The organism is Vibrio kanaloae (assembly GCF_024347535.1).
Classification (GTDB): domain Bacteria; phylum Pseudomonadota; class Gammaproteobacteria; order Enterobacterales; family Vibrionaceae; genus Vibrio; species Vibrio kanaloae.
Window position 1 is genome coordinate 928,334 of sequence record NZ_AP025498.1, and the last position, 23,936, is coordinate 952,269.

Below are 23,936 nucleotides of genomic sequence, written 5' to 3' on the forward strand. Positions count from 1 at the left end.
TAAATATTGTTTAAGGCATCTCTCCCATTCAAATTACTTTTGTATTTCGATCTGTTTTGCTTTCTTTAAGTTCAAGCGACTCTTAGTGAATCGCAGACTCTAGGATTTCACGTGTTTTTGCTGGCGTGATGGCTTTGTTCTCGCCAAGCTCTAGGTAACCGTGTGATTCAAGCTGAGCAACAACATTGTCGATTGCTGTCTCTTTGTTTGTTTCGTAACCGTCGAACATCGTTGCCACATCTAGGCTGTGGTAAAACACTTCGATTGCATCGATAGTACGCTCTGCTAAGTCAGTACCTGCTTCTAGGTTAAATACGTTGCGACCCATTTGCTCTAGCTTGCCACGCTTCGTTTCGATTTGGTTACGAAGTAGTGAAGGTTGAACAATCGCAAGTGAACGTGCGTGGTCTACTTGCCACAGTGCTGTGAATTCGTGACCAATCATGTGTGTTGCCCAATCTTGAGGAACGCCAGTACCAATCAGGCCGTTAAGCGCTTGGTTTGCCGTCCACATTAGGTTTGCACGCCATGCGTCGTTGTCACGCTCGTCGTATTGCTTACCCAGTACAAGTAGGTTCTTCAGCAGTGTTTCAGCGTAACCGTCTTGAACCATCGCGTCTGTTGGCATCGTGATGTATTGCTCACACACGTGAACCCATGCGTCAACTAGACCGTTGATCAATTGACGCTCTGGAAGAGACTTCATTACGTCTGGATCCATAACCGCGAACTTAGGTTGTACTGCAGGGTTCATGAACGCCAGTTTCTCTTGAGTCTCTTTACGCGTGATTACAGCACCCATGTTAGATTCAGAACCTGTCGCAGGAAGTGTCAGTACTGCACCAATAGGAGTTGCTTCAGTTACTTGGTGTTTGCCCGCTAGGATATCCCAACCGTCGCCGTCGTATTTAGCCGCTGCAGCAACGTATTTAGAACCGTCGATTACCGAACCACCGCCAACAGCGATAATGAATTCTACGTTTTCTTCTTTAACAAGAGCGACTGCTTTATCTAGCGTCTCTTTCGTTGGGTTAGCTTCGACACCCGCGAACTCAATCCAAGCGTGATCCTTTAGAGATTCGACAACTTGGTCGTAAACACCGTTGCTTTTGATTGAACCGCCACCGTAGATGACTAGCACTTTCTTTGAAGTATCAACCGCTTGGCTGATAGCGTTGATTTGGCCTTGACCGAAGTGGATTACTGTAGGGTTAACATAAGTAAATTGCATTGTAGGTTCCTTGTGTAAAGCTAGATTTTTTATTCTGATGTATTGCTCAAATTCTATATTTGCATATTAGTACAGGAAACTAGGGTGGTGAAGACCAGTTTCTCCAAATTAATTGCCTATTTCTACAAAGTTGTTATTCTTTTTGGACTTTTGTGCAAATACACTCCGCACCTTGAATGGAATATCACCAGTTATGAATACACTCGCTCGGTTAATGCAGTCTTACGTTGAATACAAAGGTTGGGATGACCTCGAAGGGATCAGAGAAACTGAGATCGAGGGTGTCTGGTTTTACCGAAGCAGTGGCGGCAACCAACGCCAACCTTTTACCTATCAGTCTGGCATCATCATGCTTGGGCAGGGTAAAAAGAATATCTATATCGGCGAAAGGCCTGTTACTTACGCTGCGGGTGATTACCTAGTCGTCGGTGTGCCAATGCCACTAGAGTGTGAAGCCTTGCCTGTTGATGGTGAACCCTTGCTTGGTTTGTCGATCAACATTGATTCTCAGCGCTTACACAGTTTGGTGAAAAAGTTAGAAGACCAAGGCTTTCTTGAAAGCTACTGCAACAAACATAAGCAGAACTCGAGTGGTTTAGAGTCGACCCCCATGGAAGAACAGATGCTAGACAGTTTTACTCGACTGATCAAAACCCTGCACTGCGACATTGAAGCCAACATACTGGGTGATGCGCTCGTTAGCGAAATTGTTTATCGTGCATTAACAGGGTCTGAAGGGCGTGTGTTATTCGACCTTGCTCATCACGACGGCCACTATGCACGTGTTGCCAAAGCGCTGTCTAAAGTACATGAAGAGTATGATCAAACCATTACCGTTCAATCGCTCGCTGATGAAGCGAACATGAGCGTGTCTGCTTTCCATAATGCTTTTCGAAACGTCACCTTTGAATCACCACTTCAATACCTGAAGAAGGTAAGGCTTAACAAAGCTAAAGAACTGATTCAGTCAGAAGGCCTGCGAATTAACGACGCTGCACGCCGAGTCGGCTACTCCAGCCCATCCCAATTTAGCCGTGAATTTAAACGCCATTTCAATACCACTCCAAGAGCGGTGTAGCTCTTCTTTCAAGCAAATCCATGTTCCAAAAACTATTGCGTCGATAGTTCTTCTGACGCCATATCTATTTCAGATATCACCACTTCTTAGTACGACAACGACCTTTCTCTCGCAGTTACCCTAAACCTCTTATTTGTTAAATTATATGAGGAGGTGTATCTAATAATGGGCGTTGTTAGTATGTTGGTATTTTAGTATGAACATATTATTAACGTACTTGTATAAAATAGGCTCTTTAAAATAATTAGTTAAATAGATTAAAAGTTTATTCAGGATATATTAGGGTGATTTAAATAGTTCTGATAATAAGGCTTTTTAGTGTGAACAACCTATCAAATATAATCTAAATTTTGGAAATCACTCATCGAATTATCTGAGATAGTATTCAGAATTATTGAATAGACTAAAAAATAAAGATAATTTGGCACTCGATAAATCCTTTTTTTACGGATAATTAGTCGCTCGATGACTAATTATTCTGTAATTAATTGGTTTATAGTAAAGTGATAGTCTGATGAATATCACGTTTAACTAAAACTAATTCGCTTAACATGCCGCTACTTTAATCATTATTTCCAATACGATTGTTAAATATAAATACGTATACCTATTTTATTAAAAGGATAATACCAATGAGTAGCGATATCATTAAAATATCAAGAAACACTGAAAATTCGCCAATTAATTCTGTATCTACACAAACGGTCGCTTTTTCTCATTATAATAACTTTTCTGCTCAACTTCCGGTTGATCCTAAAACAGGTGAAATAGTCATCGGTGACATTACAGATCAAGCTGCACAATGTTTAAATAATATTAAATCGATTGTTGAAAGCATCGATCATGTTATGGATGATGTCGTGAAAATTAATGTTTTCGTTAAGAATATATCTGATATCGATGCTATTGATGAAGTTTACAAAAGCTTCTTTAACAACAGCCTACCTACACGTACCGTAGTGGGTGTAGCTGCACTGCCAAACAGTGATGCGTTAGTTCAAATGGATGCGCTTATTTCAAACAGCGAAGGCACTAAACCACAAAAACCTTGCGCGCTAGTAAAGGTATCAAGAAACACGGGTAACGCGCCTCAAAGTTCTGTATCGACGCAGACCGCGGCATTTTCTCACTACAACAACCTTTCAGCTCAATTGCCTATCGATGTAAATACAGGAGAGTTGGTTTCCGGTGGTATCACAGAACAAACGACACAATGTTTAGCAAACATTAAAACGATTTTAGAGAGTATCGGTCATGTCATGAATGATGTGGTTAAAACCACTATCTACCTTAAAAGTGTTGAAGATGCAGAAAAGGTAAATGAAGTTTGCGCTAAGTTCTTCCCAAGTTATGTGCCAGCGCGAACAGTTGTTCATGCCGCTGAACTACCAATGGGCGCTTTAATTCAAATTGATACATCCGTTTCACATGGCGACGGTACACCTCCGCAATTACCAGAAGACACTCGCTTGTTGGTTATTGAAGCTAATAATACTGTTGCTGCACCATTCATGCCTTATTCGCACACCGTTGCTTTCTCTCACTACAATCATATTTCAGGACAATTACCTTTAGACCCGAAAACAAATGAAATTGTTGCTGGTGGTGTAAAAGAGCAAACAGATCAATGTTTACAAAATATTAAGGCGATAATTGAAAGTGTTGACCATAGCATGGACGATACGGTGAAAATTAATATTCAACTTAAGGATATTTCAGATATTGATGCGGTGAACGAGATCTACACAACGTTCTTTAATGCTGATTTACCGGCAAGAACGGTAGTAGGAGTTTCAGAAATACCAATGAATGCTTTAGTACAAATTGATGCTGTCGTTTCTAACTGTGAAGGGACGCCTCCACAAGACGTTGTTGCATAAATCAATTAAACCCTTCTCGATAATATCGATCAGATCTCGGTTTAGCTTCCAAATAGGGAGCAAACTCAACAGGCCGAGATCTGATCCGTTCACCTCATTACTCAAGTCCATCGAAGCGACACACCTAAGCTTACCCCGTAAACATGGTATTTATAAGGTTGAAGTGTTTTAATATGAAAAACAGACGCTTAACGTAAGAAAGAAAACCAGTTTATGCAATTTCGAGTTATTTTACTGCTGTGCCTTACCCTAATAGGCTGTTCGTCCAATCAAGAGTTGGTATCCGACCCAACAACCATCACGCTATTTTATGGCGATACATCCATATCCGCAGGTGTGTTAGAAGACAAAACATTCAATTCAGTGCTCGCCGATAGGGTTGAAAGCGTTACGTTTTCGGGCTCAATATCAAAGCAAGACTCAAGCTATTTTGTCGATATGTTAGTGATTCGAGAAACAAAAGAGCCACGTTCAACAAGGCAACTGAACACCTCGCTTCTAATGAAACTGGGAGAGTTAGTGGATGTTGGCGGTGTAAATAACGATGTATTCAGGGTCATCCTCGAGTAACAAAAATAAAGTGTTCAATTAATCTGAATTTTTGCTTTACCTCAACTTAGCTTCAAATCTTAAGCTTCTCTTACTGATTAAGAAGGAGCTTATTATGCAAAATAATTACGTAAAAGAACTCGCTGTTAAAACTTACCAAGAAGACCTTGAAAAAGAGTACGTTAAATCGCGATCTATGCCATTCCACGCCCCCAGTTTTATCAGTGGGGTACTGTTGTCAGTTGTGCTGGTTGGACTGTTTTAAATCTTTGATCCATTACCAATTCTCAATATCTCTATTTGATGCACTTTAATGCATACGGCACAATTGCTTAGGTTGAGTTGTGACGCCAATGTCGAGAGGAAGTATGGCAAGCCTTGGTGTTTTAGAACGGTGTTATGGGGATTAATCATGGATATATTTTTACACTTACTTCACCCAGATGATGTCAGTGCTTTATTGGAGTTCGAAGTCGAAAATAGAGAGTGGTTTGAGCAATTTGTTCCAGCTCGGGAGGACCGTTTCTATTCTAACGCGGGCGTTGCTGAGCAAGTCATGAGCTTTCTAACAGAGTATGACAATGGCGAGATGATTCCTATGTTGATCAAAGACGCCAATGGCACTGTCTGTGGAAGAATCAACATCCGCGATATCGACCAAAGCACTCAAAGTGGAGAGCTAGGCTATCGAGTTGGTCATTCCTTTGCTTCAAAAGGCGTTGCGTCTAACGCAGTAAAGCAGCTTCTAGACTATTTGGCGGAACAGACCAACCTTAAATATGTTGATGCCTATGCGTTAGTGGGTAATGTCGGCTCAAATAAAATCTTGTCCAAGGCCGGTTTTGACTTAGTTGAACGCGTTGAAAGTTACGCCGTGTTCAAAGGGAAGGATCAAGATGCTCATTATTATCGTAGGGCGTTATCTATGTAACTGAACACTCTTAATATTAACCTACAGTAAGGAAATATTATGTTTATTGTTTCTCTCGAATACCAAGTGTCTTTGGAGGAAGTAGATCTCTTCATTCCAGAACATGTTGAGTTTTTAAACAAGCAGTATGAACTCGGGCACTTTCAGCTGTCGGGCCGTAAGAACCCTAGAACGGGTGGTGTTATTTTGTCCACACTTAGCAACAGGGAGAAGTTAGACATGCTTTTGACCGAGGATCCTTTTTATCGAGAGAATATCGCTAAGTATGAAGTCATCGAGATGTTGCCGGCGAAGGCGTCTAAAGAGTTCGAGTTTTTGTTATAGGGTACATTTATTCTACGAAGTTGACTGGTATCTTAACTTATTGTCTTAATTGGACTTTAATCATATAAACCCCCGCCAGTGGTCGCTTGAGATGTAAACTTGCATGAGTAATATTACCCGCAAATTTGACAGGGCAGTTTTTAAGGTTCGGGCATAGTTTCTCTTGTCTTTATGGCTCCATTACTTATGTGTACGAGTTCGAGGTGATATGAAATATTTAATAGGCGCTTTCTTAGGTGTTCTGTCTTTGCCTACGTCGGCGGAGTCGATGGTTATTGTTGACTCGGAAAGAGATCGTTCTATACCTATAGAGGTTGTTTTGCCGCAGGATTCTGACAGTTGTACAACAACAGAACAGTGTGACGTGGCTTTTATGAGTGCTGGTAATCGAGTTCCATTCACCAAATATAGTTTTGTTGGAGAAATGCTGAACGATAGGGATTACATGACCATTTATGTCGATCATGAACTACCAAGTGATCCTCCTTTATCGAAGACTGGTGACTTGTATAAGACAAGAATTGAGAATTGGAGGCGAGGGGCACAGACTCTCAACATACTTCAACATGAGCTAGCGAGTCGTTTCCCTACTTATGATTTTGACAAGTTAACCTTGGTGGGGCATTCCAACGGCGGAGATATCTCCACATGGTTGAGTAACGAAAATAAAGGTTATATTTCTCAGTTAATTACGCTCGACCATAAACGAGTCACTCTGCCTAAAAATGAAAAGGTTCGAGTGCTTTCCATTCGAGCAACTGAATACCCTACCAAAGAGGGTGTACTACCGACTGAATTAGAGCAGAAGCAATATGGTAGTTGTGTTGTTGAGCTTCCAGACTCTAAACATATGGATTTAAGTGATTATGGCTCTAATCTCGCGAAGCAAAGTATGAATGACATTATTGTTGGCTTTTTGGATGGCTTAGCGTGCGAGGAGTTGAGAGTAAAAGTTGAGTAGAAACATCTAATTCATTAGGGCGTGATATCTGCATTCGGAATAGACGACCGACTTAATCGATTATCGCCTTATACATTAGAAGCTGGCAGCGTCCTTCTAGCCAGCTTCGAGCCTTTTTATTTCAAGGTTTAAGGTTACTTCTTAGGTTTATGACCACTTATAAATTTACGGTTACTTCTGAGGTTTGTTACGTTCGATTACGCTAATCGCGATCGCCAAGAATAGGATGTCTTTCACTAGGAAGAAGTTAGTGACTAAGATGCCATCCGATACTTTCCAAGCATTTGGCGTTGTAATCAGGAAGCTGAGTGTCACAACAAAGATAGCCGCTGCCGCAATGCCTGAATAGAAGGCAACTGTCGGTTTCTTAAATCCAACGATCAGTCCAATTGCGACAATGATCTCCGCACCACCCACCATGTTAGACACAGCTTGTACTGAGAACAGACTGTAAAGCCAGTTCATTGCGGGATGATTTGCGATTAGAGGTTCAATGAGCATCGCTTCGGTTGGCGTAAATTTGTAGATACCAATCCAAGCTAGCACTAATGCTACGCCAACCACTCCAAGGTTATATCCCACATTAGTCTGTTTTAAATCATAGGTTTGAACATGCATAAAAGTACTCCATTTAATAAAATCCCTGAATATGACCGCACGAGTACACATTTAATTTCGTTGTGAGAATTATACTTAATTTTTTTTAGCGAGCGTAGGTTCGAGAATTCATGAATCGGGTCGAAAAGTGGTTAGTTGCAAAGGCGAGGTGTAAGGCGGGAAGAGGTACGCTCTAATTTTTTTCAATATTAGAAGTTTGAATTAGATTACGCTGACGTAAATACTAATTATAAGAAGAGAATCACCTGTGAAAATCCATAGAATTAACCCGACCAAACGTTGGAATGATGTAGCTGTCCTTAATGGCATTGCAAGTTTTGCTGAAGTTCCAGAGACGGATGCATCTGAAGGAATTAGAGTCAGGTTCAGAAAATTTTTGATCAGGCTGAAGAAATGATGAGTTTGGTCGATATCGATAAATCTCGCGTATTGTCGGTTGCTATTTACCTGACAGATTTCGCTAACTTCGATGCACTGAACGAAGTGTGGGACTCATGGTTCCCTGAAAGTAGCGCACAAGTCGTGAATGTGTAAAAGCTGAACTGGTAAACCCGAATTAATGGTTGAGATGTCGTTTATGGTAGTTGTGGGTGAGAAATTTCAATAAGCCGAAACATTGGTAGAAATAAGCATTAATCGATATAAGCGCTAATTAACTTAAACAGCGACCAGATAAAACAAAGCCACTCAGTGAATCACTTGAGTGGCTTTTTCGTTCTACACGCTACCCGAAACTAAATCGGGCTAGGTATTAAGCGATGCCTTGATCTCTTGCCATCTGTTTAGCGATCTTCGGTGCGTGCCATAAGCACGGCAACAAGATGAATGAAACAGGAACGGCCGTGATCACAATGAATGACTGTAGAGCCGAGATGCCACCTGCACCCATTGAGATAAGCGCAATAGCTACAGCACCCATGATGATACCCCAGAAGGTACGTACCGCTGCGTTCGGTTCCGTTGTGCCTGTCATTACCACACTGATGGTGTAAGTCATTGAGTCACCTGTTGTTACGATAAACGTGGTCGTCAGGACCAAAAACAGAATCGAAATCAAAGTAGGGAACGGCAGTTGTCCTGTGATTGCGAGTAGAACCGCAGGAAGGTTGAAGCCTTCGAACGCGCTAGAAATTACACCTGGATTCTCTAGTTCAAAAGCTAAACCACTACCACCAACGATGCTGAACCAGAAACACGTAACAAGCGGTGCAACGATGCTTATAGAAACGATCATTTGGCGGATAGTACGGCCACGTGAAATACGAGCGATGAAGATCGCCATCATAGGGCCATAACCCAAGAACCAACCCCAGAAGAAAACTGTCCAGCCACCGAGCCAAGCAGTATCTTGACGGTAAAGTGCCATTGGGATGAAGTTATCAACCGTCGCACCAAGGCCCTGAAGGTAGCCATCAATGATGAAGCTAGTAGGGCCAACCACAAGAATGTAGCCGATCAGGCAAACCGATAGAATGATGTTGTAACGGCTAACCAGTTGGATGCCTTTGTTCACGCCGCTTAATGCAGAAAGCGTGTACATTGAGATTGCGAACAGGACAACCACGCTTTGAGTGGCAAAGCTGTCTGAAATACCAAACAGTTCGCTCAGTGCGTAGCTGATCTGTAGGCCAAGGAAGCCGATTGGACCGATAGTACCGGCAGCGACTGCCACGATGCTACATGCATCCACAACATTGCCAACCCAGCTGTTGATAGCTTTGTCGCCAAGTACAGGGTACAGAAGAGTACGAGGTTTTAGCGGCAAGCCTTTTTCGTAGTGTAGGTACATAAGTACAATAGAAGACAGGCCACCTAATATAGCCCATGCAAGAAAACCCCAGTGCATAAACGATTGCGATAACGCGTTTAATGCCATCGCTTGAGGATCAGTGTTGCCATATAGTGGTGGGGCGGATACGAAGTGCGCAATAGGTTCTGCAGCGGCCCAGAATACGCCACCGCCAGCGAGCAGCGTACATAGGACGATAGACATCCATTTGAAGGTTGTCATTTCAGGTAGGGCAAGCGTTCCTAAACGAACATGACCTGTACGCCCTAGTGCAAGCACTAAGCCGATAATGAAATTGAGAAGTAGAAGGACTTGCCAGAAAGCACCGAACCACTCTGTAGAGTAGCTAAAGCCGGTGTTAACAAGTTCGGACAACACGGAGGTGTTGGTAAAGGCGAGGATGACAAAGAGGGTTAAAAAACTGCCACTAAGCCAAAAGACTGGGTTTCCGAGTTCCAGTTTCTCACCCAAAGATTGAGCTTTATTGAAATCGATAGAAGTAGATTCTGCGTTGATGTTTTCGTTGGCGACTTGCGTCAAGTTGGACATTATTTCTTCGCTATATTTGGCTATTTAAAGCCTATGTATTTCTCCCACACTTACATAATAAATGTGAGGCTCGTCAAAAAAGCCGCCGATAATAACATATGTGTTATCAAAAAGTGGGCGAATTTTAAAAAGAACACAAAATCGTGTGCAAACTTCTACTTTTTGGTTAGTTTTGATGCGGTTTTTTCCTCGAGTTTGAATCACACTTCTGATTTTTGAGGCATGATTTTTTAGCTTTCCGAAATAAATTAATATTAGTTATTGGTGCAAAATAAGTGTCGACTCATTGCATGCTTGTAGCAAATTAATGCGAGTCATTTTATAAATTGAGAATGTTTTAGGTGTTTAATTGTACGTTTTACCTACAGTTGTTTTTTGAAGAGATTTAAGTGATTGAGAAGTATCACTTGGATTAAACATTTTGAAACAAAGACTTAAGGGATAGCTCACATGCACCTAAACCAAGGAAGAGTGGCCAAGAAGGTTTTTACACTCAGTACTCTCACCGCGTCATGCTTAATGGCATTCAACAGCTATGCGGCTGTTGATTGTTCAACCTTAGACACGTGGAACTCTGCCACCGTATATACCGGTGGTGATCAGGTTTCACATGACGGCAGCGCTTATACAGCAAATTACTGGAATCAGAATAACAACCCAAGCCAGTTTGAAGGCGACTATGCACAATGGAAGAAAGTCGATGTGTGTAGCGGCGACGGAGGTGGCGGTACGCCAAATGAAGTGCCGACGGCTTCGTTAACATCGCCAACGGCATCAGATGTGATTGTTGAAGGCGATAGCGTGGTATTGAGTGCAACAGCATTAGACGCTGACGGCAGTGTTGCTTCAGTAGAATTCTTTGTTGATGGTTCTTCGGTCGCAGTGGTGACTGCGGCACCGTTTGAAGTAACGTGGGCTGCAACGTCTGGTAACCACCAGGTTTCAGTTGTCGCAATGGACAATGAAGGTGCAACAAGTGTTGCAAGCGCGGTTTCAGTTTCTGTTGATTCAGCGCAACCGGGTAACGAAGCACCGACAGTTTCGGTTGCGCTTTCAGCAGCTTCGGTCGATGTTGGTGGTGTGGTAACACTTACCGCAACAGCCGCAGACAGTGATGGCACGGTTGATAAGGTTGATTTCTACGTAGCAGGTGCCCTTGTGGGTACAGCAGCAACAAGTCCATACACGCTAGATTACACAACAACTCAAGCTGGCTCTTTAGCGGTTTACGCGAAAGCAACAGACAACCAAGGCGCGACTGCAGATTCTGCGTTGGCTTCTTTGACTGTGAATGGTGCTCCAACAGTGAGCACATGTCGCCCTGATGGCTTATATCAAACTCAAGGTGTCGATGTTCCTTACTGTACAATTTACGATGAAGATGGCCGTGAGAAAATGGGCGCGGATCACCCACGCCGTGTGATTGGTTACTTCACAAGTTGGCGTGCAGGGGATGACCCACAAGCCGCTTACTTAGTAAATGACATCCCTTGGGAACAGCTCACACACATTAACTACGCTTTTGTGAGCATCGGCTCAGATGGCAAAGTAAACGTCGGTGATGTGAATGATCCTGAAAACGCTGCGGTTGGCAAAGAGTGGCCGGGTGTGGAAGTTGATCCTGCATTAGGCTTCAAAGGTCACTTTGGTGCATTAGCGACAGCGAAGAAAAAACACGGCGTGAAAACGCTAATTTCAATCGGTGGTTGGGCAGAAACCGGTGGTCACTTCGCGACTGACGGAAGCCGAGTGGCTGATGGTGGTTTCTATACCATGACCACCAATGCCGATGGTTCAATTAACCATCAAGGCATCGAAACATTCGCAACTTCAGCGGTTGAAATGCTTCGTAAATACCAGTTCGATGGTCTAGATATCGATTACGAATACCCAACCTCAATGGCGGGCGCAGGTAATCCATACGATAAAGACTTTATGGAACCACGTCGTCAATACCTATGGGCTTCGTACCAAGTGTTGATGAAAGTGTTGCGTGAGAAGCTTGATGCGGCGTCTGCGCAAGATGGCAATCACTACATGTTAACTATCGCGGCTCCTTCTTCTGGTTACCTGCTGCGCGGTATGGAAACATTCGACGTAACCAAATATCTCGATTACGTAAACATCATGTCTTATGACCTTCACGGTGCGTGGAACGATCACGTAGGTCATAACGCTGCATTGTTTGATACAGGTAAAGACTCAGAGTTAGCACAGTGGAACGTTTACGACACTGCGGCTTATGGCGGTATCGGTTATCTGAACACGGATTGGGCTTACCATTACTTCCGCGGTTCAATGCCAGCCGGTCGTATTAATATTGGTGTACCGTATTACACTCGTGGTTGGCAAGGTGTAACAGGTGGTGAGAATGGTCTTTGGGGCCGAGCTGCACTGCCAAACCAATCTGAATGTTCAGCGGGTACGGGGGAAGGCGAGAAAAACAACTGTGGTCATGGTGCAATTGGTATCGACAACATGTGGCATGATACCGACCCGAAAGGCAACGAAATGGGCGCGGGTTCAAACCCAATGTGGCACGCTAAGAACCTAGAGAAAGGTATTTGGGGTTCTTATGCTGACGCCTACAAGCTTGATCCTGTCAACGATCCAACGGATATGCTTACAGGCACGTACACACGTAACTACGACAGCGTGGCGGTTGCTCCTTGGTTGTGGAATGCAGAGAAGGGCGTATTCCTTTCTACGGAAGATAAACAGTCTATCGATGTGAAAGCGGACTACGTTATTGATAAAGAAATCGGCGGCATCATGTTCTGGGAACTCGCAGGGGATTATAACTGTTATGTACTCGATGCGAGCGGCAACCGAACTTCAATTGATACAACTGAGCAAGCGTGTAACAGTGGTAACGGTGAGTTCCACATGGGGAACACCATGACTAAAGCTATCTACGATAAGTTTAAGTCTGCGACGCCATACGGAAACAAGGTGGCGACGGGTGCTATTCCAACGGAAGCGTTAGATATCGCGGTATCGGTTGGTGGTTTCAAAGTTGGTGACCAAAACTACCCAATTAACCCTAAAATCACCTTCACAAACAACACAGGTCAATCACTTCCGGGTGGTACCGAGTTCCAATTTGATATCCCAGTGTCAGCGCCTGATAACGCGAAAGACCAATCGGGCGGTGGTTTAACGGTGATTGCTTCAGGTCATACTCGTGCGGATAACATCGGTGGACTAGACGGACCCATGCACCGCGTAGCGTTTACGCTACCCGCGTGGAAAGATCTTCCTGCTGGTGGTGTGTATGAGCTAGATATGGTGTATTACTTGCCAATTTCAGGTCCTGCGAACTATGCAGTGAGTGTGAATGGTGTCGACTATGCCTTTAGCTTTGAGCAACCAGATTTACCACTAGGTGATATCAGTTCTGGTGGTGGTAACCCTGGCGATGGTGGTACAAACCCTGGTACGTGTGATACTGCAGGTTTAGCGGTTTACCCAGACTTACCTCAGAAAGATTGGGCGGGTAACCCAAGCCATGCAAACACGGGTGACCAAGTCGTTTATAACAACGTAGTATACCAAGCGAACTGGTGGACAAGTGCCGAACCGGGTAGTGATGGTAGTTGGACGAAAGTATGTTCTTAACCATGCCTAATACGTCAACAATGTAGTGCGCGAATATTCGAGTGGAATAGTAATTAGGTAAATTCACAACGATGCGTACTAAAAAGCCCAAATAGTTTGCTCTATTTGGGCTTTTTCAGAATTATTTGAAGTGCTAGTCGCTAATTTAAGCTTTTGCTTCTTTCATCGCTTCCGTTTTTTTTTCCTTTTGCATTTTTGCAAGGAAGTAGATATTTACGCAAGCGATAAAGCCATTAGTTGCAACAACCGGCCATGCGTCAATCATAACACCGTATGTTGTGAAGAGAGCACAGCCAATAAAGTTAAGAACACGCAGACGAACGATATCTTTCATTGTTAATGAAATTGCGACCATGATAGACGCCGCGTAACCTAAAATCTCAACCATATTGAATTCCATTGTTTGACCCTCTTAAATTTGCCGATACTTTGTCGGTACCAATTCTTCTCTTCATGAGATGATTGAGGAAGCTCCGTGCCTCGAATGGTCTGGTTATGTTTAACTGGATAAACTATACCAAGTCTATTTTTGTGATAAAACCCCCAAAACAAGCAGAAGTGAAGGTTAGCGATTACGCAAACGTTTAATGACTCTTTTGTTAATATAATTACTGTTTATGTTGGAGGTTAAGTTAATAATTATTCTTATATAGATCAGGAAACCACTAATGAATAAACAATCCATATATACAATAGAAGACATAAAGAAAGCTGCACTAGTGGTTTTGATAGCGGCTGGACTGGCAGCTTGTACAACACAAGAGATACCAACAACCCACAACTATGGTGTGGTGACCAGCGGTGACTTTGATTTTATGAAACATGATGTCGTCACATACTCATGGCATCCTGAATCAGAGCAGATGTATCTTTCTCAAAAGTACGATAAGACAGTAGTCACTGACTTGGTGCGTGACGCAATTAAAGATCAACTCTCTATGAAAGGTTATCAGCTTAGGCAAAATGGTGCCGTTAGTGATGTCGTCGTCGGTTTTGGGTTGGCCGAAGAATCAGAGCTAAAGGATGAATCGATCTTTGATGCGATTAAGTTATCTACAGGCGTTCCATTTTATAATGATGAAGGAAAGTTAGCCGAGAAAGGGTCGTTGTATATTGCTTTTTTCGTACCTAACTCTGAAATCGTGCAATGGCAAGCATTAGCTCAGTCTGGCATCCAGAATGATGTTGAGCCCAGCGAAAGTAAACAGCGCATAACGGGCTTTATAGAGATGCTATTTAGACGCATGCCTACGCGCTAGATGGATTCATTGGGTCAATATTACTTGTTGAATAAATGGACAGATCGCAGATTATGCTTTTTTATTTGTAACTAAAGGTACATTTGCGTAAAGCAACGTAAAGTTCGCGCTTCTTTTACTAGCATTTGTCTATACTGGACAAAACGTTAACTTAGGTTTGATCCAATGAAACTGTTCTCCAAATACTCTCTCTCTCTATTAAGTATATTCATTGTAAGTAACGCAGCAGTGGTAAGTAATGAAGCTGTAGCAGCACCTTCTATAGTACCAAGCCCACCTAGTCTAGGATCCAAAGGGTATGTACTAATCGATTTTAATTCTGGTGATGTGCTAGTAGAAAAAAACGCACACACTAAATTAAACCCAGCAAGTTTGACTAAGCTGATGACCAGTTATGTGGCTGGGCAAGAAATGAAACGAGGTAACATTTCTGCTGACGACCAGGTGCGAATCAGCGAAAACGCGTGGGCAAAGAACTTTCCTGACTCGTCAAAAATGTTCATCGAAGTAAACACAGACGTAGCAATGATGGATCTCTACCGTGGATTGATTGTGCAATCAGGCAACGATGCGAGTGTTGCGATTGCAGAGCACGTGGCGGGATCACAAGGTGCTTTTGTGGACCTTATGAACTCTTGGGCAGCGTCTCTAAAATTAGAAAATACACATTTTTCGAACGCACATGGCTTAGACGCTGACGATCTATATTCAACCCCTTATGATATTGCGTTATTAGGCCGTGCAATTATTCGTGATTTACCGGATGTGTATGACTTATACAGTGAGCGTTCGTTCAGTTACAACGGTATTACACAACATAACCGAAATGGTTTACTTCGCGATAGAAGTTTGACAGTTGATGGTATGAAAACAGGCTATACATCTGGCGCGGGTTACAGCTTAGCCAGTTCTGCAACACAAGGTGAGATGAGACTGATCGCGGTTGTCATGGGGGCGTCTAGCGTTAAGAGCCGTGAGTCAGATAATAAGCAACTGTTGAGCTATGGTTTCCGATTCTTCGATACACTCCACCCTCACCAAAGTGGTGAACAAGTTGCTGAAGAAAAGGTGTGGTTTGGAGCCCAAGACAAATTGAAGCTCGGTGTTGCAAAAGATACCTTTATCACGCTTTCGAAGTCTGACAGTAAAAAACTGACTGCGTCTATCGAACTTGATTCTGAGATAAAGGCACCGATTGCGGAAGGTCAAACCTTAGGTGTGGTTCATTACATGGTAGATGGTGAAGATGTTCAAACTCAGCCATTGATCGCGCTTGAAGCCGTTGAGCAGGGCAGCTTTTTAAAACGTTTGATGGACTATGTTAAATTGTTCTTCGCGAGCTTGTTTAAATAGTATACGCAGGTGGAATGCCGTAAGCCTTGGTACGTGAGTTGTTACGTTTGTAATGGTAATCAGTGGCGATAAAAACAGCAATACAATAGGCGTTGTGATTCATCACAACGCCTATTGTTATTTTTACACACCTAAAATATGTCGTCTGCTTTCTTTATTAGCCGTAGCGGACGGTTTCTATTACTATACGAAAAATTTAGCAGTGTAGTCACTTATGACCATAGAGATAAAGAACGTAACCGAACCTGAAGTAACTTGTGCCAATTGTCAGGCATGCTGTTGTCGGTTAGAAGTTATGATCATCACAGATACCGGCGTTCCTGAAGAGCATATTGCTTATGACGAATGGGGCGGCGAAACCATGCTGAGATTAGACGACGGCTGGTGTTCGGCTGTTGATAGAGAAACGCTAATGTGTACTATCTACGAAAACCGACCTTGGATCTGTCGTGAGTTTGAAATGGGCTCTTTTGAGTGTGTCGAGCAGCGAATTGATGTGATGGGTGAATAGTGTTAGTTGGCCTTAAAAGCGAGCTCTCAATCGCTTAATATGAATGGCCTGCTCATTGAGATCAATGTATGAATGCAGTGGGTTTAGTTTATTCACTATCGATAGATAGTGCCTCGAAATAGCCATAGGCTTTATTAAACCACACAAAGCGTTGAAACAAGATGATACTCTGAGACAACAGAGTACCTTGGAACATTAATTAGGTATTCGGTTTGATGAATACCTAGCCATTCTCTCTTTCAGGCTTTCGCACTCCTCACAGTACATTTTGTTTAGAACTCTGAAGGCACCTCAAACTCGATCCACTCTCCCGTTACTGGGTGAATTAATTTGAGGTACCCAGCATGTAGATGTAGGCGATCGCGTTTGTAACCATAAAGATCATCACCGCGGATTGGAACACCAAGACCGAATGGATGAGCACAGTGCACACGTAACTGATGTGTGCGGCCCGTCTTAGGGTATAAGTTAACCTTGGTTTTGCCATTTTTCGTGCTGACAACTTCCCAATGGGTTTCTGCATTTCGTCCATGTTCATGGCAAACCAGCTGTCTTGGTCTGTCCGTGATGTCGCCGCGCAAGGGTAGGCTGATATCACCAGATCTACCCTCTATTTCATCATCTAGCAGAGCGGTGTAACGCTTCTCAACCGTTCTATCGATAAATTGTTTTTGGATGTGTTTGTTTGACGCTGCTGTAAGCGCTAAGATCAATAGCCCTGAAGTCGACATGTCCAGTCTATGGATGATCAAAGGGCCTGTCGCATTTGGGTAACGCGCCTTAATGCGTGTATAAACCGAGTCTTCGATAAACTTGCCGGGAACCGAGAGAAACTCTTCTGGTTTGTTAACCACCACGATCTCGTTGTCTTCATAAACAATATCGAAAGACTTACTCGACGCAGGGTTCACGATAAGTGGGTTATCTTCTAACTCAATGCCGTTTAGCTGGTGGTCGAGAATCTCGAAGCTTTTGCTTTGGCAAACAGGGTATAGGTTTCCGTGTTGTCGGATGACATCTGCTGGAGGCAATCCCCACCAAAATTCAGACAACGCTAATGGCTTAAAACCGTATTCAAAGGCAAAGTTAAGCAGCTTAGGTAGGCAGCAGTCACCAGAACCTTCAAGTGCATCTTTGCCTTCCAACAGATCAAGTAAGCTCTTAGATTCAGTTGCTTGGTTGATAAAGCGGTAGTGGTTCAAACGTTGAGCTTCTAATTCAGCAGAAATAGCTTGGTAATCTTGCTTATGATTTTTCAATTCACTCTCGATCGCATCTACCTGTAATTGGCGCTCTGTGATCTTTTGTTTCCACTCAATACGAAGGGCTTTAAGGTCGCGTTTCTCTTGGCTGCTTTGGTTACCTAATTTCTTGAGTAGGCTTGCTGCCGACTCTAGATTCCCGAATGTCTTTTCTTGATTGGCTTGCTCTCTTAGTACGGTGCGCTGCGCTTTGTTCTCGGCCATTGCTAACTGAAAGGCTCCAATAGCTTGAGTTGACTCTGCTTTCAGCGTTTCAAGGTCAGATTCTAATGCGTCTAGGTTGTGTGATTTTTGTAGCTTCTCAATGTCATCCGCTAGTCGTGATTGGCGAGCGAGGTTTACACTATTTTGAGATTGAAATTGTTCTGAGTCGAATGCTGGTGGAACGAAGTCGATACTTTTTAACTGAGAGGCCAGTATCGGATCTAGCTGTAAGCCTGAAAACGCAGAAAGATAGCCTATCTCTTGCGTTATTGGATTCTGAACAAGAAGAACGGCATAGAGTTTACCTTGCGAGGTTTCATTTACACCATTGTCAATGAGTGACTGCTGAAGCTGTTGCATGGCTAATTTACATGTAGGGTGCGGGGTATAGTAATACGGGAACGTAAAACGATTCGGCAGCGCTAAATCTACATTTGCTAGTTGCAGAGGTGTGTATTGAGCAAGGTTTGTTGGCATTAAGATCAAACTCTGTGGCTGTTCAGTTAGAGTTCGATATTGTTGTCGAAATGAAGACAAATGAGAAGCCAAAGCAGAAGATAAATCGGCTTTGGCATCAATTATTGTCTCGTGTTTACCCTAAGAAGCAAGCGTTTGAGTGAAACTCGATCAGTTCGAGTGCTCTAGCTCTATTTGCTCCGCTTTTTGGTAAGCAGGGTGGCTAGCTAACAGCTCGCTGTATTTAGCAATGTTAGGATAAAGCGCCGTTGCACCAAAGTTTCCTACGATTTCTACGATGAACGACATCATAAAATCAGCTCCCGTTAGTGTTTCCGCAACTAGGTAGGTTTTGCCTTCCAATGCATTATTCACATAGGTTAAGACTTTTTGGCTTTCATCATCTGCGTAACCGCTTAGGAAGTTGGTCTCAGTACCATCTCTCATGACAAAGATTTTAAGTAGCATCGGTAAAATACCAGAGCTTTCAGCGAAGTGTAGCCACTGTGAATATTCAACATACTCAGCTGTGCCACGTTCCGGTGCAAACTTACCTTGGCCAAACTTGTCGATGAGGTACTCGGTAATCGCGCCTGATTCGCTGATCACAACGCCATCGTCTTCAATAACCGGAGATTTACCCAATGGGTGAACCGACTTTAATTCTGGCGGCGCTAGAAACGTTACACTGTCTCTTTGGTATGGTTTAATTTGGTAGTCAACACCAAGCTCTTCCAATAGCCAGATGATACGTTTTGAGCGTGATTTATTTAAGTGATGTAGAGTAATCATGATTGTACCTATTTAACTTATTCCGTTTATTGAATTTACTTAGCGTCGTTAGTTTTAATAACAAGTTTACCGAAGTTTTGACCTTCTAATAGGCCAATAAATGCTTGCGGCGCTTCTTCTAGCCCTTCAATTAGATGCTCGCGGTAATGTATTTTTCCTTGAGACAACCATTCAGTCATTTGCACTGCGAACTCGTTGTAACGGTGCGCGTAGTCATCAAAGATTATGAAGCCTTGCATCTTAATACGCTTGACTAGCAAGGTACCAACAAGACTGGACATGCGATCTGGACCTTCAGGAAGCGATGTCGCGTTGTATTGAGACACTAGGCCACAAACAGGAATACGAGCACCGGTGTTAAGCAATGGCATTACTGCGTCGAAAACCTTGCCGCCAACGTTTTCAAAATAGACGTCGATGCCGTTGTCACATGCTTTAGCCAACTGCTCTGCGAAGTCGTCGGTTTTGTGATCGATACATTCATCAAAGCCAAGTACCTCTTTAGCGTACTGGCACTTCTCTTGACCGCCAGCAACACCGATAACACGACAGCCTTTTAGTTTACCGATTTGTCCAACGGTTGCACCTACTGGGCCTGTTGCTGCAGCTACGACCAGAGTATCGCCTTTTTTCGGTTGGCCAATATCTAATAAACCCATGTAAGCCGTAAAACCAGGCATGCCCATGATGCCAAGTGCGTAAGAAGGGTGCGTTGGTTCTTTACCTAGTTTGATTAGGCCTTCACCGTTAGAAACACCAAGATCTTGCCAACCTGTATAAGCCAATACCCATTCGCCGACTTCAAAATCGCTGTTGTTTGATTCTTCAACCTGACATACGGTTGCGCCGACCATCACTTCGTCAATTGCAACTGGGTCAGCGTACGATTTAGCGTCGCTCATTCGACCACGCATGTATGGGTCTAGAGAAAGGTACACTGAGCGAAGTAACATTTCGCCATCTTTAATTGTTGGTACGGCTACTGTTTCTAAACGGAAGTCGTTTTGAGTCGGTGCGCCAACTGGGCGAGAAGCCAATACGATGCGGCGATTGTCTTGTTGAGTCATTGGATGTCCTTAATTTATATTATGCTTATTTAGAATTAGACCAGTCGTCTATGGTTGTCATCTAAAAATCCCGCCATCATCAAATTGATAAGAGGGCGGGTGATTTCTTTTAAGTTAAAGCGAATAAAACGCGCTGCGCGTTACTAGCTTTCACCTTTTAAAATTCGTTCGGTAAGGCTCAAAGCTGACTGTAAGCTATGGGAGCTTTGGCTTAATTTACTTAACAAGCTAGCACCTAACCACATAGAATATAAGTTTTGAGCCGCTTCTTGGCTGTTTTCAAGCTTTATAGAGCCATCTGCAATACCACCAATAATGCATTGCTTGATTGTATTTGTTACTTTTTCAGCACCTTTTAGTAGCGCTTGGCGCATAGGATCAGAAAGATCAGAGACTTCTGCGCTTAGTTTAACCACTAAGCACTTGTGAGCATTACATGTACCGTTTTCGGTCTTAGTCCATAGTGAAAAGTAACTCATGATTCGCTGAAAATGACTATCTTCACTGTGTACTAAGATTGATTCAATCTTGGTGATGTAGTCTTCAAAATAGTGTTGAATTAACGCCTCACCAAATTGTTCTTTAGATTTAAAGTAGTGGTAAAACGAACCTTTAGGCACGTCCGCTTCTTTAAGCAATTGCGATAGGCCTACGTTATTAAAGCCGTTGTTTACCATTAGTTGATAACCAACATTCAAAATATGTAAGCGGGTGTCATTCGTTTTTTCTTTCATGAACAGTACTATAATTTAAATTAGACCAGTCGTCTAGTTTGTATGTCTAGATCATTTAATCCGTTATCCAACTAGAAGAGTTAGTCTTTGAATATCCTGAAGTTGTCGTGCTTTCTAGTAGATAAAAAGCCCCAACATGGTTTGTATATTGGGGCTTAAGTCAACGAATTCTGTTATTTGATGGAGATTAATTCAACATCAAAAATCAAAGTTGATGACGGTGGGATAGGGCCTGAACCGCCTTTACCGTAAGCTAATGGACTTGGGATAAATAGACGAACTTTTTGGCCTTCAACCATGTAAGTCAATCCTTCTTGCCAGCCTTTAATGACTTGCTTAAGAGCAAATGAAATCGGCTCGCCGCGCTCAACCGAGCTATCGAAAACAGTGCCGTCAATCAAAGTGCCGTGGTAGTGAACCGTTACTTTACTGTTCTTAGTTGGGTGTTCAGTCCCTGTACCTTCCTCAAGCACAAGGTATTGAAGGCCGCTTTCAGTCGTAATCACGTCTTCTTTAGTGCCGTTTTCCAGTAGGAATTGTTGGCCTTGTTCGAAGTTCTCCTCGCCAGATTTATGATTCATCCAGGTACGGTAAATCATGAAACCGGCCAAAACAAAGACGATGACCGGGATGATAAATTTAGACATAGTAAAACCTATTTATATTGAGTGCTGAATTTCGTAATTAATGCAGAATGTGTTAATCAGTTGGCTAAAGCCGTGATTATGGTTGAGTCAAAAGGTAGTTGATCGTTTTCGCGATGCTGGCAACGTCTTGGTGGCCGGCCGTGAGTACTTGGTATTTACCGTTGATGATAAATGTCGGTACTGAGTTGATCTGACCTTTTACAGAGATCTCTTCGGCTTTCTTAACGTAGTCAAAAAGCGCAACTTGCTGTTCTTTGTTTAACTGGTATGGGCTAACCAAACCGCGAGAAGTAAAAGCTGTTTCTAGAGCTTGTTGGCGCTGCTCCGGTGTTGCATCGGCACCCATTTGAACCGCACCGAATAGGTCGTCCATGAAGGAGTGATCAGGTGTCGCATCAAGCTGCATTACTGCGGTGTAAAAGATCATGGCGCTAATTTGAGCACTTTCATTAAATGTGACATGCACTTTTCCAATTTTTTGGTCTGTCAGGGACTCAATCTCAGGAATAGCACTTTCCATTTTACGACAATGACCACAGTTAAGAGAGAAAATCTCAGTGACCGGAGATAGGTTCAATTCTGTTAGAGCAGTAGGAAGCGCTTCGTATTGAACACCTTTCTGTGGCTCGTCTGTTTCACTACAACCCGCGATAATAAGTACGGCTGCGAGTGCTGTAATGAATTTAGCAAATGGTTTAAACATAATGTTTACTCTAGTGTTAAGAAGTCGTGAGATTCTAACTATTTAGTACGAATTGGAAAACAATTATAAGGTAAATAAATGCAAACAATTCAAACAAGCGAGTGATGGCAGGCCGGTTGATGGTTAACTGTGATTAAAAGCACTTTTTTGATGTGCGTTTTTTTGTCTAAAGTTTTTCCCTCGGTGCCGATATAGACATTAGTGAATGGTTATCTGCATAAGTGGTTGGTGAAGTAATGAGATATTTAGCGATAATGTTAAGCATAGCTTTGGCTGGTTGTGAAACGACGTTACCAACAAGTATGTTAGGTGGTGGAATGCTAGAGACTGCACCGCAAACGGATTACGATCTTATCCATCCTGAATGGGGTGAGGTTCAAGCGACTCATGTAGCAAGTAATCGTGGATACTCGATTCAGAGCAGCACTCATCAACAAAGAACCATCACTACCAACTACGGACGTGGCGTGTCGACCAATGATCCGTTGGAAGTCTTTTTAAGACAAAATCGAATCGATTTCGAAGTTTTACCTGGCAACCATGTGATGGTAAAGCTTGAACAACATGTGAACTTTAAAACAGGTTCTGCATACCCCGAACCTGCGTATAACCAATGGTTAGATACGTTGGGGAGTTACTTATCTCAACGCCAAGATATCGATGTTGTGATTGAAGGTCATACCGACAACACAGGTACTGATCAAATCAATGATCCTCTTTCAGAGAAGCGTGCAAAAGAAGTGAAAGCTCGATTAGAGAGTAACTACGTTTCTAGTCGTTCTATTTATACTCGTGGCTTTGGTGAGTATGTCCCGGCTTGTACCAACGCTTCATCACAAGGTAAGGCGTGTAACCGCCGTGTAGAGCTGATGCTGATTGTGGCGAAATAGTCATTTGAGCTTTTGCTCCTAATTTAAACGACTAGCACCAAATAATAGACATAAAAAATCCCTCACATTCGAGGGATTTTTTGTATCTGGCTTTTGTCGCTTAATTGCTTATGCAAACTGCTTTTCTAAGTAAGTCACGATATCTGAAGATTCGTACATCCACTCAGTTTTGCCATCTTTTTCGATACGTAGACAAGGCACTTTCACACGACCGCCACCAGCTTCAAGCTCTGCACGATGTTGTTCATTGTTTTTTGCATCACGAAGTTCGAATTGAACCGATTGACGTTTCATGGCACGGCGCACTTTTACACAAAACGGGCATGCTTCGAATTGGTATAACGTGTGCGTTTTTGCTTGTTCATTCACTTTGCTTTGCTCTTCCTGAGAACGTTTCACACCACGTGGGCTGAAGATAAAATTCAATAGCAAGATGACACGACCTAAAAACCAACGGATAAACTTCATAACTCTCTCTACATATTTAAAATTAGCGTTACAATTTGCAGCATTATATACACAAGTATTGC

The 23,936-nt window shown here is 42.9% G+C and carries 23 protein-coding genes and 1 pseudogene; 13 read left to right on the forward strand and 11 right to left on the reverse strand.

Going from position 1 to position 23,936, the window contains the following annotated elements; genetic code table 11:
* Positions 1 to 82: 82 nt before the first annotated feature.
* Positions 83 to 1,231, reverse strand: a complete 1,149-nt coding sequence (locus OCV24_RS18325) for an iron-containing alcohol dehydrogenase (RefSeq protein WP_150877296.1) — start codon at positions 1,229 to 1,231, stop codon at positions 83 to 85.
* 193 nt (positions 1,232 to 1,424) lie between these two features.
* Between OCV24_RS18325 and OCV24_RS18330 the strand changes: the two genes are divergently transcribed.
* The 7 genes from OCV24_RS18330 to OCV24_RS18360 all read left to right on the forward strand — a co-directional run bounded on the left by OCV24_RS18330 (position 1,425) and on the right by OCV24_RS18360 (position 6,954).
* A complete protein-coding gene (locus tag OCV24_RS18330) occupies positions 1,425 to 2,309 on the forward strand; it encodes an AraC family transcriptional regulator (protein ID WP_137007871.1) in 885 nt (294 codons plus the stop codon).
* A 632-nt stretch (positions 2,310 to 2,941) separates the two neighbouring features.
* Positions 2,942 to 4,189 (forward strand): RidA family protein, encoded by a 1,248-nt coding sequence (locus tag OCV24_RS18335; protein WP_137034270.1) that lies wholly within the window; start codon positions 2,942 to 2,944, stop codon positions 4,187 to 4,189.
* Positions 4,190 to 4,402: 213 nt separating this feature from the next.
* Positions 4,403 to 4,759, forward strand: a complete 357-nt coding sequence (locus tag OCV24_RS18340) for a hypothetical protein (RefSeq protein ID WP_046224889.1) — start codon at positions 4,403 to 4,405, stop codon at positions 4,757 to 4,759.
* A 94-nt stretch (positions 4,760 to 4,853) separates the two neighbouring features.
* The gene (locus OCV24_RS18345; protein WP_017058152.1) at positions 4,854 to 5,003 is read left to right on the forward strand and encodes a hypothetical protein; all 150 of its coding nucleotides are present in this window, start codon (positions 4,854 to 4,856) and stop codon (positions 5,001 to 5,003) included.
* A 147-nt stretch (positions 5,004 to 5,150) separates the two neighbouring features.
* Entirely contained in the window at positions 5,151 to 5,669 is a 519-nt protein-coding gene (locus tag OCV24_RS18350; protein WP_150877294.1) for a GNAT family N-acetyltransferase, read from the forward strand.
* Positions 5,670 to 5,708: 39 nt separating this feature from the next.
* Positions 5,709 to 5,993: a YciI family protein gene (locus tag OCV24_RS18355; protein WP_077681388.1), complete on the forward strand. Its 285-nt coding sequence runs from the start codon at positions 5,709 to 5,711 to the stop codon at positions 5,991 to 5,993.
* Positions 5,994 to 6,201: 208 nt separating this feature from the next.
* Positions 6,202 to 6,954: an alpha/beta hydrolase gene (locus OCV24_RS18360; RefSeq protein ID WP_150877292.1), complete on the forward strand. Its 753-nt coding sequence runs from the start codon at positions 6,202 to 6,204 to the stop codon at positions 6,952 to 6,954.
* A gap of 171 nt (positions 6,955 to 7,125) precedes the next feature.
* Here the strand turns inward: OCV24_RS18360 and OCV24_RS18365 are convergent, their stop codons facing one another.
* Positions 7,126 to 7,572, reverse strand: a complete 447-nt coding sequence (locus OCV24_RS18365; protein WP_077681390.1) for a DUF417 family protein — start codon at positions 7,570 to 7,572, stop codon at positions 7,126 to 7,128.
* Between the two features lie 247 nt (positions 7,573 to 7,819).
* Between OCV24_RS18365 and OCV24_RS18370 the strand changes: the two are divergent.
* Positions 7,820 to 8,179: pseudogene (locus OCV24_RS18370) on the forward strand (Rid family hydrolase).
* A 144-nt stretch (positions 8,180 to 8,323) separates the two neighbouring features.
* On the opposite strand, the gene OCV24_RS18375 reads toward OCV24_RS18370, so the two are convergent.
* A complete protein-coding gene (locus OCV24_RS18375) occupies positions 8,324 to 9,910 on the reverse strand; it encodes a BCCT family transporter (protein WP_137007868.1) in 1,587 nt (528 codons plus the stop codon).
* A gap of 450 nt (positions 9,911 to 10,360) precedes the next feature.
* Here OCV24_RS18375 and OCV24_RS18380 point away from each other — a divergent pair, with 450 nt between their 5' ends.
* Positions 10,361 to 13,528: a chitinase C-terminal domain-containing protein gene (locus OCV24_RS18380; protein WP_150877290.1), complete on the forward strand. Its 3,168-nt coding sequence runs from the start codon at positions 10,361 to 10,363 to the stop codon at positions 13,526 to 13,528.
* Between the two features lie 145 nt (positions 13,529 to 13,673).
* On the opposite strand, the gene OCV24_RS18385 is transcribed toward OCV24_RS18380, so the two are convergent.
* Positions 13,674 to 13,928, reverse strand: coding sequence for a YgjV family protein (locus OCV24_RS18385; RefSeq protein WP_150877288.1), 255 nt, complete (start codon positions 13,926 to 13,928; stop codon positions 13,674 to 13,676).
* A gap of 268 nt (positions 13,929 to 14,196) precedes the next feature.
* Between OCV24_RS18385 and OCV24_RS18390 the strand changes: the two genes are divergently transcribed.
* The 3 genes from OCV24_RS18390 to OCV24_RS18400 all read left to right on the forward strand — a co-directional run bounded on the left by OCV24_RS18390 (position 14,197) and on the right by OCV24_RS18400 (position 16,651).
* Positions 14,197 to 14,787, forward strand: a complete 591-nt coding sequence (locus tag OCV24_RS18390) for a DUF4136 domain-containing protein (RefSeq protein WP_150877286.1) — start codon at positions 14,197 to 14,199, stop codon at positions 14,785 to 14,787.
* 165 nt (positions 14,788 to 14,952) lie between these two features.
* On the forward strand, positions 14,953 to 16,140 hold the full coding sequence (locus OCV24_RS18395; protein ID WP_150877284.1) for a D-alanyl-D-alanine carboxypeptidase family protein: 1,188 nt from the start codon (positions 14,953 to 14,955) through the stop codon (positions 16,138 to 16,140).
* Positions 16,141 to 16,354: 214 nt separating this feature from the next.
* On the forward strand, positions 16,355 to 16,651 hold the full coding sequence (locus tag OCV24_RS18400) for a YkgJ family cysteine cluster protein (protein ID WP_077681393.1): 297 nt from the start codon (positions 16,355 to 16,357) through the stop codon (positions 16,649 to 16,651).
* Positions 16,652 to 16,923: 272 nt separating this feature from the next.
* Here OCV24_RS18400 and OCV24_RS18405 read toward each other — a convergent pair whose 3' ends face one another.
* From OCV24_RS18405 to OCV24_RS18430, 6 genes are all read right to left on the reverse strand, one after another.
* Positions 16,924 to 18,594: an RluA family pseudouridine synthase gene (locus OCV24_RS18405; protein WP_150877282.1), complete on the reverse strand. Its 1,671-nt coding sequence runs from the start codon at positions 18,592 to 18,594 to the stop codon at positions 16,924 to 16,926.
* Between the two features lie 150 nt (positions 18,595 to 18,744).
* Positions 18,745 to 19,365, reverse strand: a complete 621-nt coding sequence (locus OCV24_RS18410) for a glutathione S-transferase family protein (RefSeq protein ID WP_150877280.1) — start codon at positions 19,363 to 19,365, stop codon at positions 18,745 to 18,747.
* Between the two features lie 35 nt (positions 19,366 to 19,400).
* Entirely contained in the window at positions 19,401 to 20,432 is a 1,032-nt protein-coding gene (locus tag OCV24_RS18415) for an NADP-dependent oxidoreductase (protein ID WP_017058168.1), read from the reverse strand.
* A gap of 143 nt (positions 20,433 to 20,575) precedes the next feature.
* Positions 20,576 to 21,166, reverse strand: a complete 591-nt coding sequence (locus OCV24_RS18420; protein ID WP_046224880.1) for a TetR/AcrR family transcriptional regulator — start codon at positions 21,164 to 21,166, stop codon at positions 20,576 to 20,578.
* Between the two features lie 173 nt (positions 21,167 to 21,339).
* On the reverse strand, positions 21,340 to 21,813 hold the full coding sequence (locus OCV24_RS18425; RefSeq protein WP_017058170.1) for an FKBP-type peptidyl-prolyl cis-trans isomerase: 474 nt from the start codon (positions 21,811 to 21,813) through the stop codon (positions 21,340 to 21,342).
* Between the two features lie 76 nt (positions 21,814 to 21,889).
* A complete protein-coding gene (locus tag OCV24_RS18430) occupies positions 21,890 to 22,516 on the reverse strand; it encodes a thioredoxin domain-containing protein (RefSeq protein WP_046224878.1) in 627 nt (208 codons plus the stop codon).
* Positions 22,517 to 22,770: 254 nt separating this feature from the next.
* Between OCV24_RS18430 and OCV24_RS18435 the strand changes: the two genes are divergently transcribed.
* Positions 22,771 to 23,406, forward strand: a complete 636-nt coding sequence (locus OCV24_RS18435) for an OmpA family protein (RefSeq protein WP_017058172.1) — start codon at positions 22,771 to 22,773, stop codon at positions 23,404 to 23,406.
* A 108-nt stretch (positions 23,407 to 23,514) separates the two neighbouring features.
* Here the strand turns inward: OCV24_RS18435 and OCV24_RS18440 are convergent, their stop codons facing one another.
* On the reverse strand, positions 23,515 to 23,874 hold the full coding sequence (locus tag OCV24_RS18440) for a glutaredoxin family protein (protein WP_017058173.1): 360 nt from the start codon (positions 23,872 to 23,874) through the stop codon (positions 23,515 to 23,517).
* Between the last annotated feature and the right edge of the window lie 62 nt (positions 23,875 to 23,936).

Bases quoted from the DNA above. Each gene is read 5' to 3' on its own strand.
- OCV24_RS18325 (WP_150877296.1), bottom strand. From the start codon at position 1,231: ATGCAATTTACTTATGTTAACCCTACAGTAATCCACTTCGGTCAAGGC.
- OCV24_RS18330 (WP_137007871.1), top strand. From the start codon at position 1,425: ATGAATACACTCGCTCGGTTAATGCAGTCTTACGTTGAATACAAAGGT.
- OCV24_RS18335 (WP_137034270.1), top strand. From the start codon at position 2,942: ATGAGTAGCGATATCATTAAAATATCAAGAAACACTGAAAATTCGCCA.
- OCV24_RS18340 (WP_046224889.1), top strand. From the start codon at position 4,403: ATGCAATTTCGAGTTATTTTACTGCTGTGCCTTACCCTAATAGGCTGT.
- OCV24_RS18345 (WP_017058152.1), top strand. From the start codon at position 4,854: ATGCAAAATAATTACGTAAAAGAACTCGCTGTTAAAACTTACCAAGAA.
- OCV24_RS18350 (WP_150877294.1), top strand. From the start codon at position 5,151: ATGGATATATTTTTACACTTACTTCACCCAGATGATGTCAGTGCTTTA.
- OCV24_RS18355 (WP_077681388.1), top strand. From the start codon at position 5,709: ATGTTTATTGTTTCTCTCGAATACCAAGTGTCTTTGGAGGAAGTAGAT.
- OCV24_RS18360 (WP_150877292.1), top strand. From the start codon at position 6,202: ATGAAATATTTAATAGGCGCTTTCTTAGGTGTTCTGTCTTTGCCTACG.
- OCV24_RS18365 (WP_077681390.1), bottom strand. From the start codon at position 7,572: ATGCATGTTCAAACCTATGATTTAAAACAGACTAATGTGGGATATAAC.
- OCV24_RS18375 (WP_137007868.1), bottom strand. From the start codon at position 9,910: ATGTCCAACTTGACGCAAGTCGCCAACGAAAACATCAACGCAGAATCT.
- OCV24_RS18380 (WP_150877290.1), top strand. From the start codon at position 10,361: ATGCACCTAAACCAAGGAAGAGTGGCCAAGAAGGTTTTTACACTCAGT.
- OCV24_RS18385 (WP_150877288.1), bottom strand. From the start codon at position 13,928: ATGGAATTCAATATGGTTGAGATTTTAGGTTACGCGGCGTCTATCATG.
- OCV24_RS18390 (WP_150877286.1), top strand. From the start codon at position 14,197: ATGAATAAACAATCCATATATACAATAGAAGACATAAAGAAAGCTGCA.
- OCV24_RS18395 (WP_150877284.1), top strand. From the start codon at position 14,953: ATGAAACTGTTCTCCAAATACTCTCTCTCTCTATTAAGTATATTCATT.
- OCV24_RS18400 (WP_077681393.1), top strand. From the start codon at position 16,355: ATGACCATAGAGATAAAGAACGTAACCGAACCTGAAGTAACTTGTGCC.
- OCV24_RS18405 (WP_150877282.1), bottom strand. From the start codon at position 18,594: ATGCCAACAAACCTTGCTCAATACACACCTCTGCAACTAGCAAATGTA.
- OCV24_RS18410 (WP_150877280.1), bottom strand. From the start codon at position 19,365: ATGATTACTCTACATCACTTAAATAAATCACGCTCAAAACGTATCATC.
- OCV24_RS18415 (WP_017058168.1), bottom strand. From the start codon at position 20,432: ATGACTCAACAAGACAATCGCCGCATCGTATTGGCTTCTCGCCCAGTT.
- OCV24_RS18420 (WP_046224880.1), bottom strand. From the start codon at position 21,166: ATGAAAGAAAAAACGAATGACACCCGCTTACATATTTTGAATGTTGGT.
- OCV24_RS18425 (WP_017058170.1), bottom strand. From the start codon at position 21,813: ATGTCTAAATTTATCATCCCGGTCATCGTCTTTGTTTTGGCCGGTTTC.
- OCV24_RS18430 (WP_046224878.1), bottom strand. From the start codon at position 22,516: ATGTTTAAACCATTTGCTAAATTCATTACAGCACTCGCAGCCGTACTT.
- OCV24_RS18435 (WP_017058172.1), top strand. From the start codon at position 22,771: ATGTTAAGCATAGCTTTGGCTGGTTGTGAAACGACGTTACCAACAAGT.
- OCV24_RS18440 (WP_017058173.1), bottom strand. From the start codon at position 23,874: ATGAAGTTTATCCGTTGGTTTTTAGGTCGTGTCATCTTGCTATTGAAT.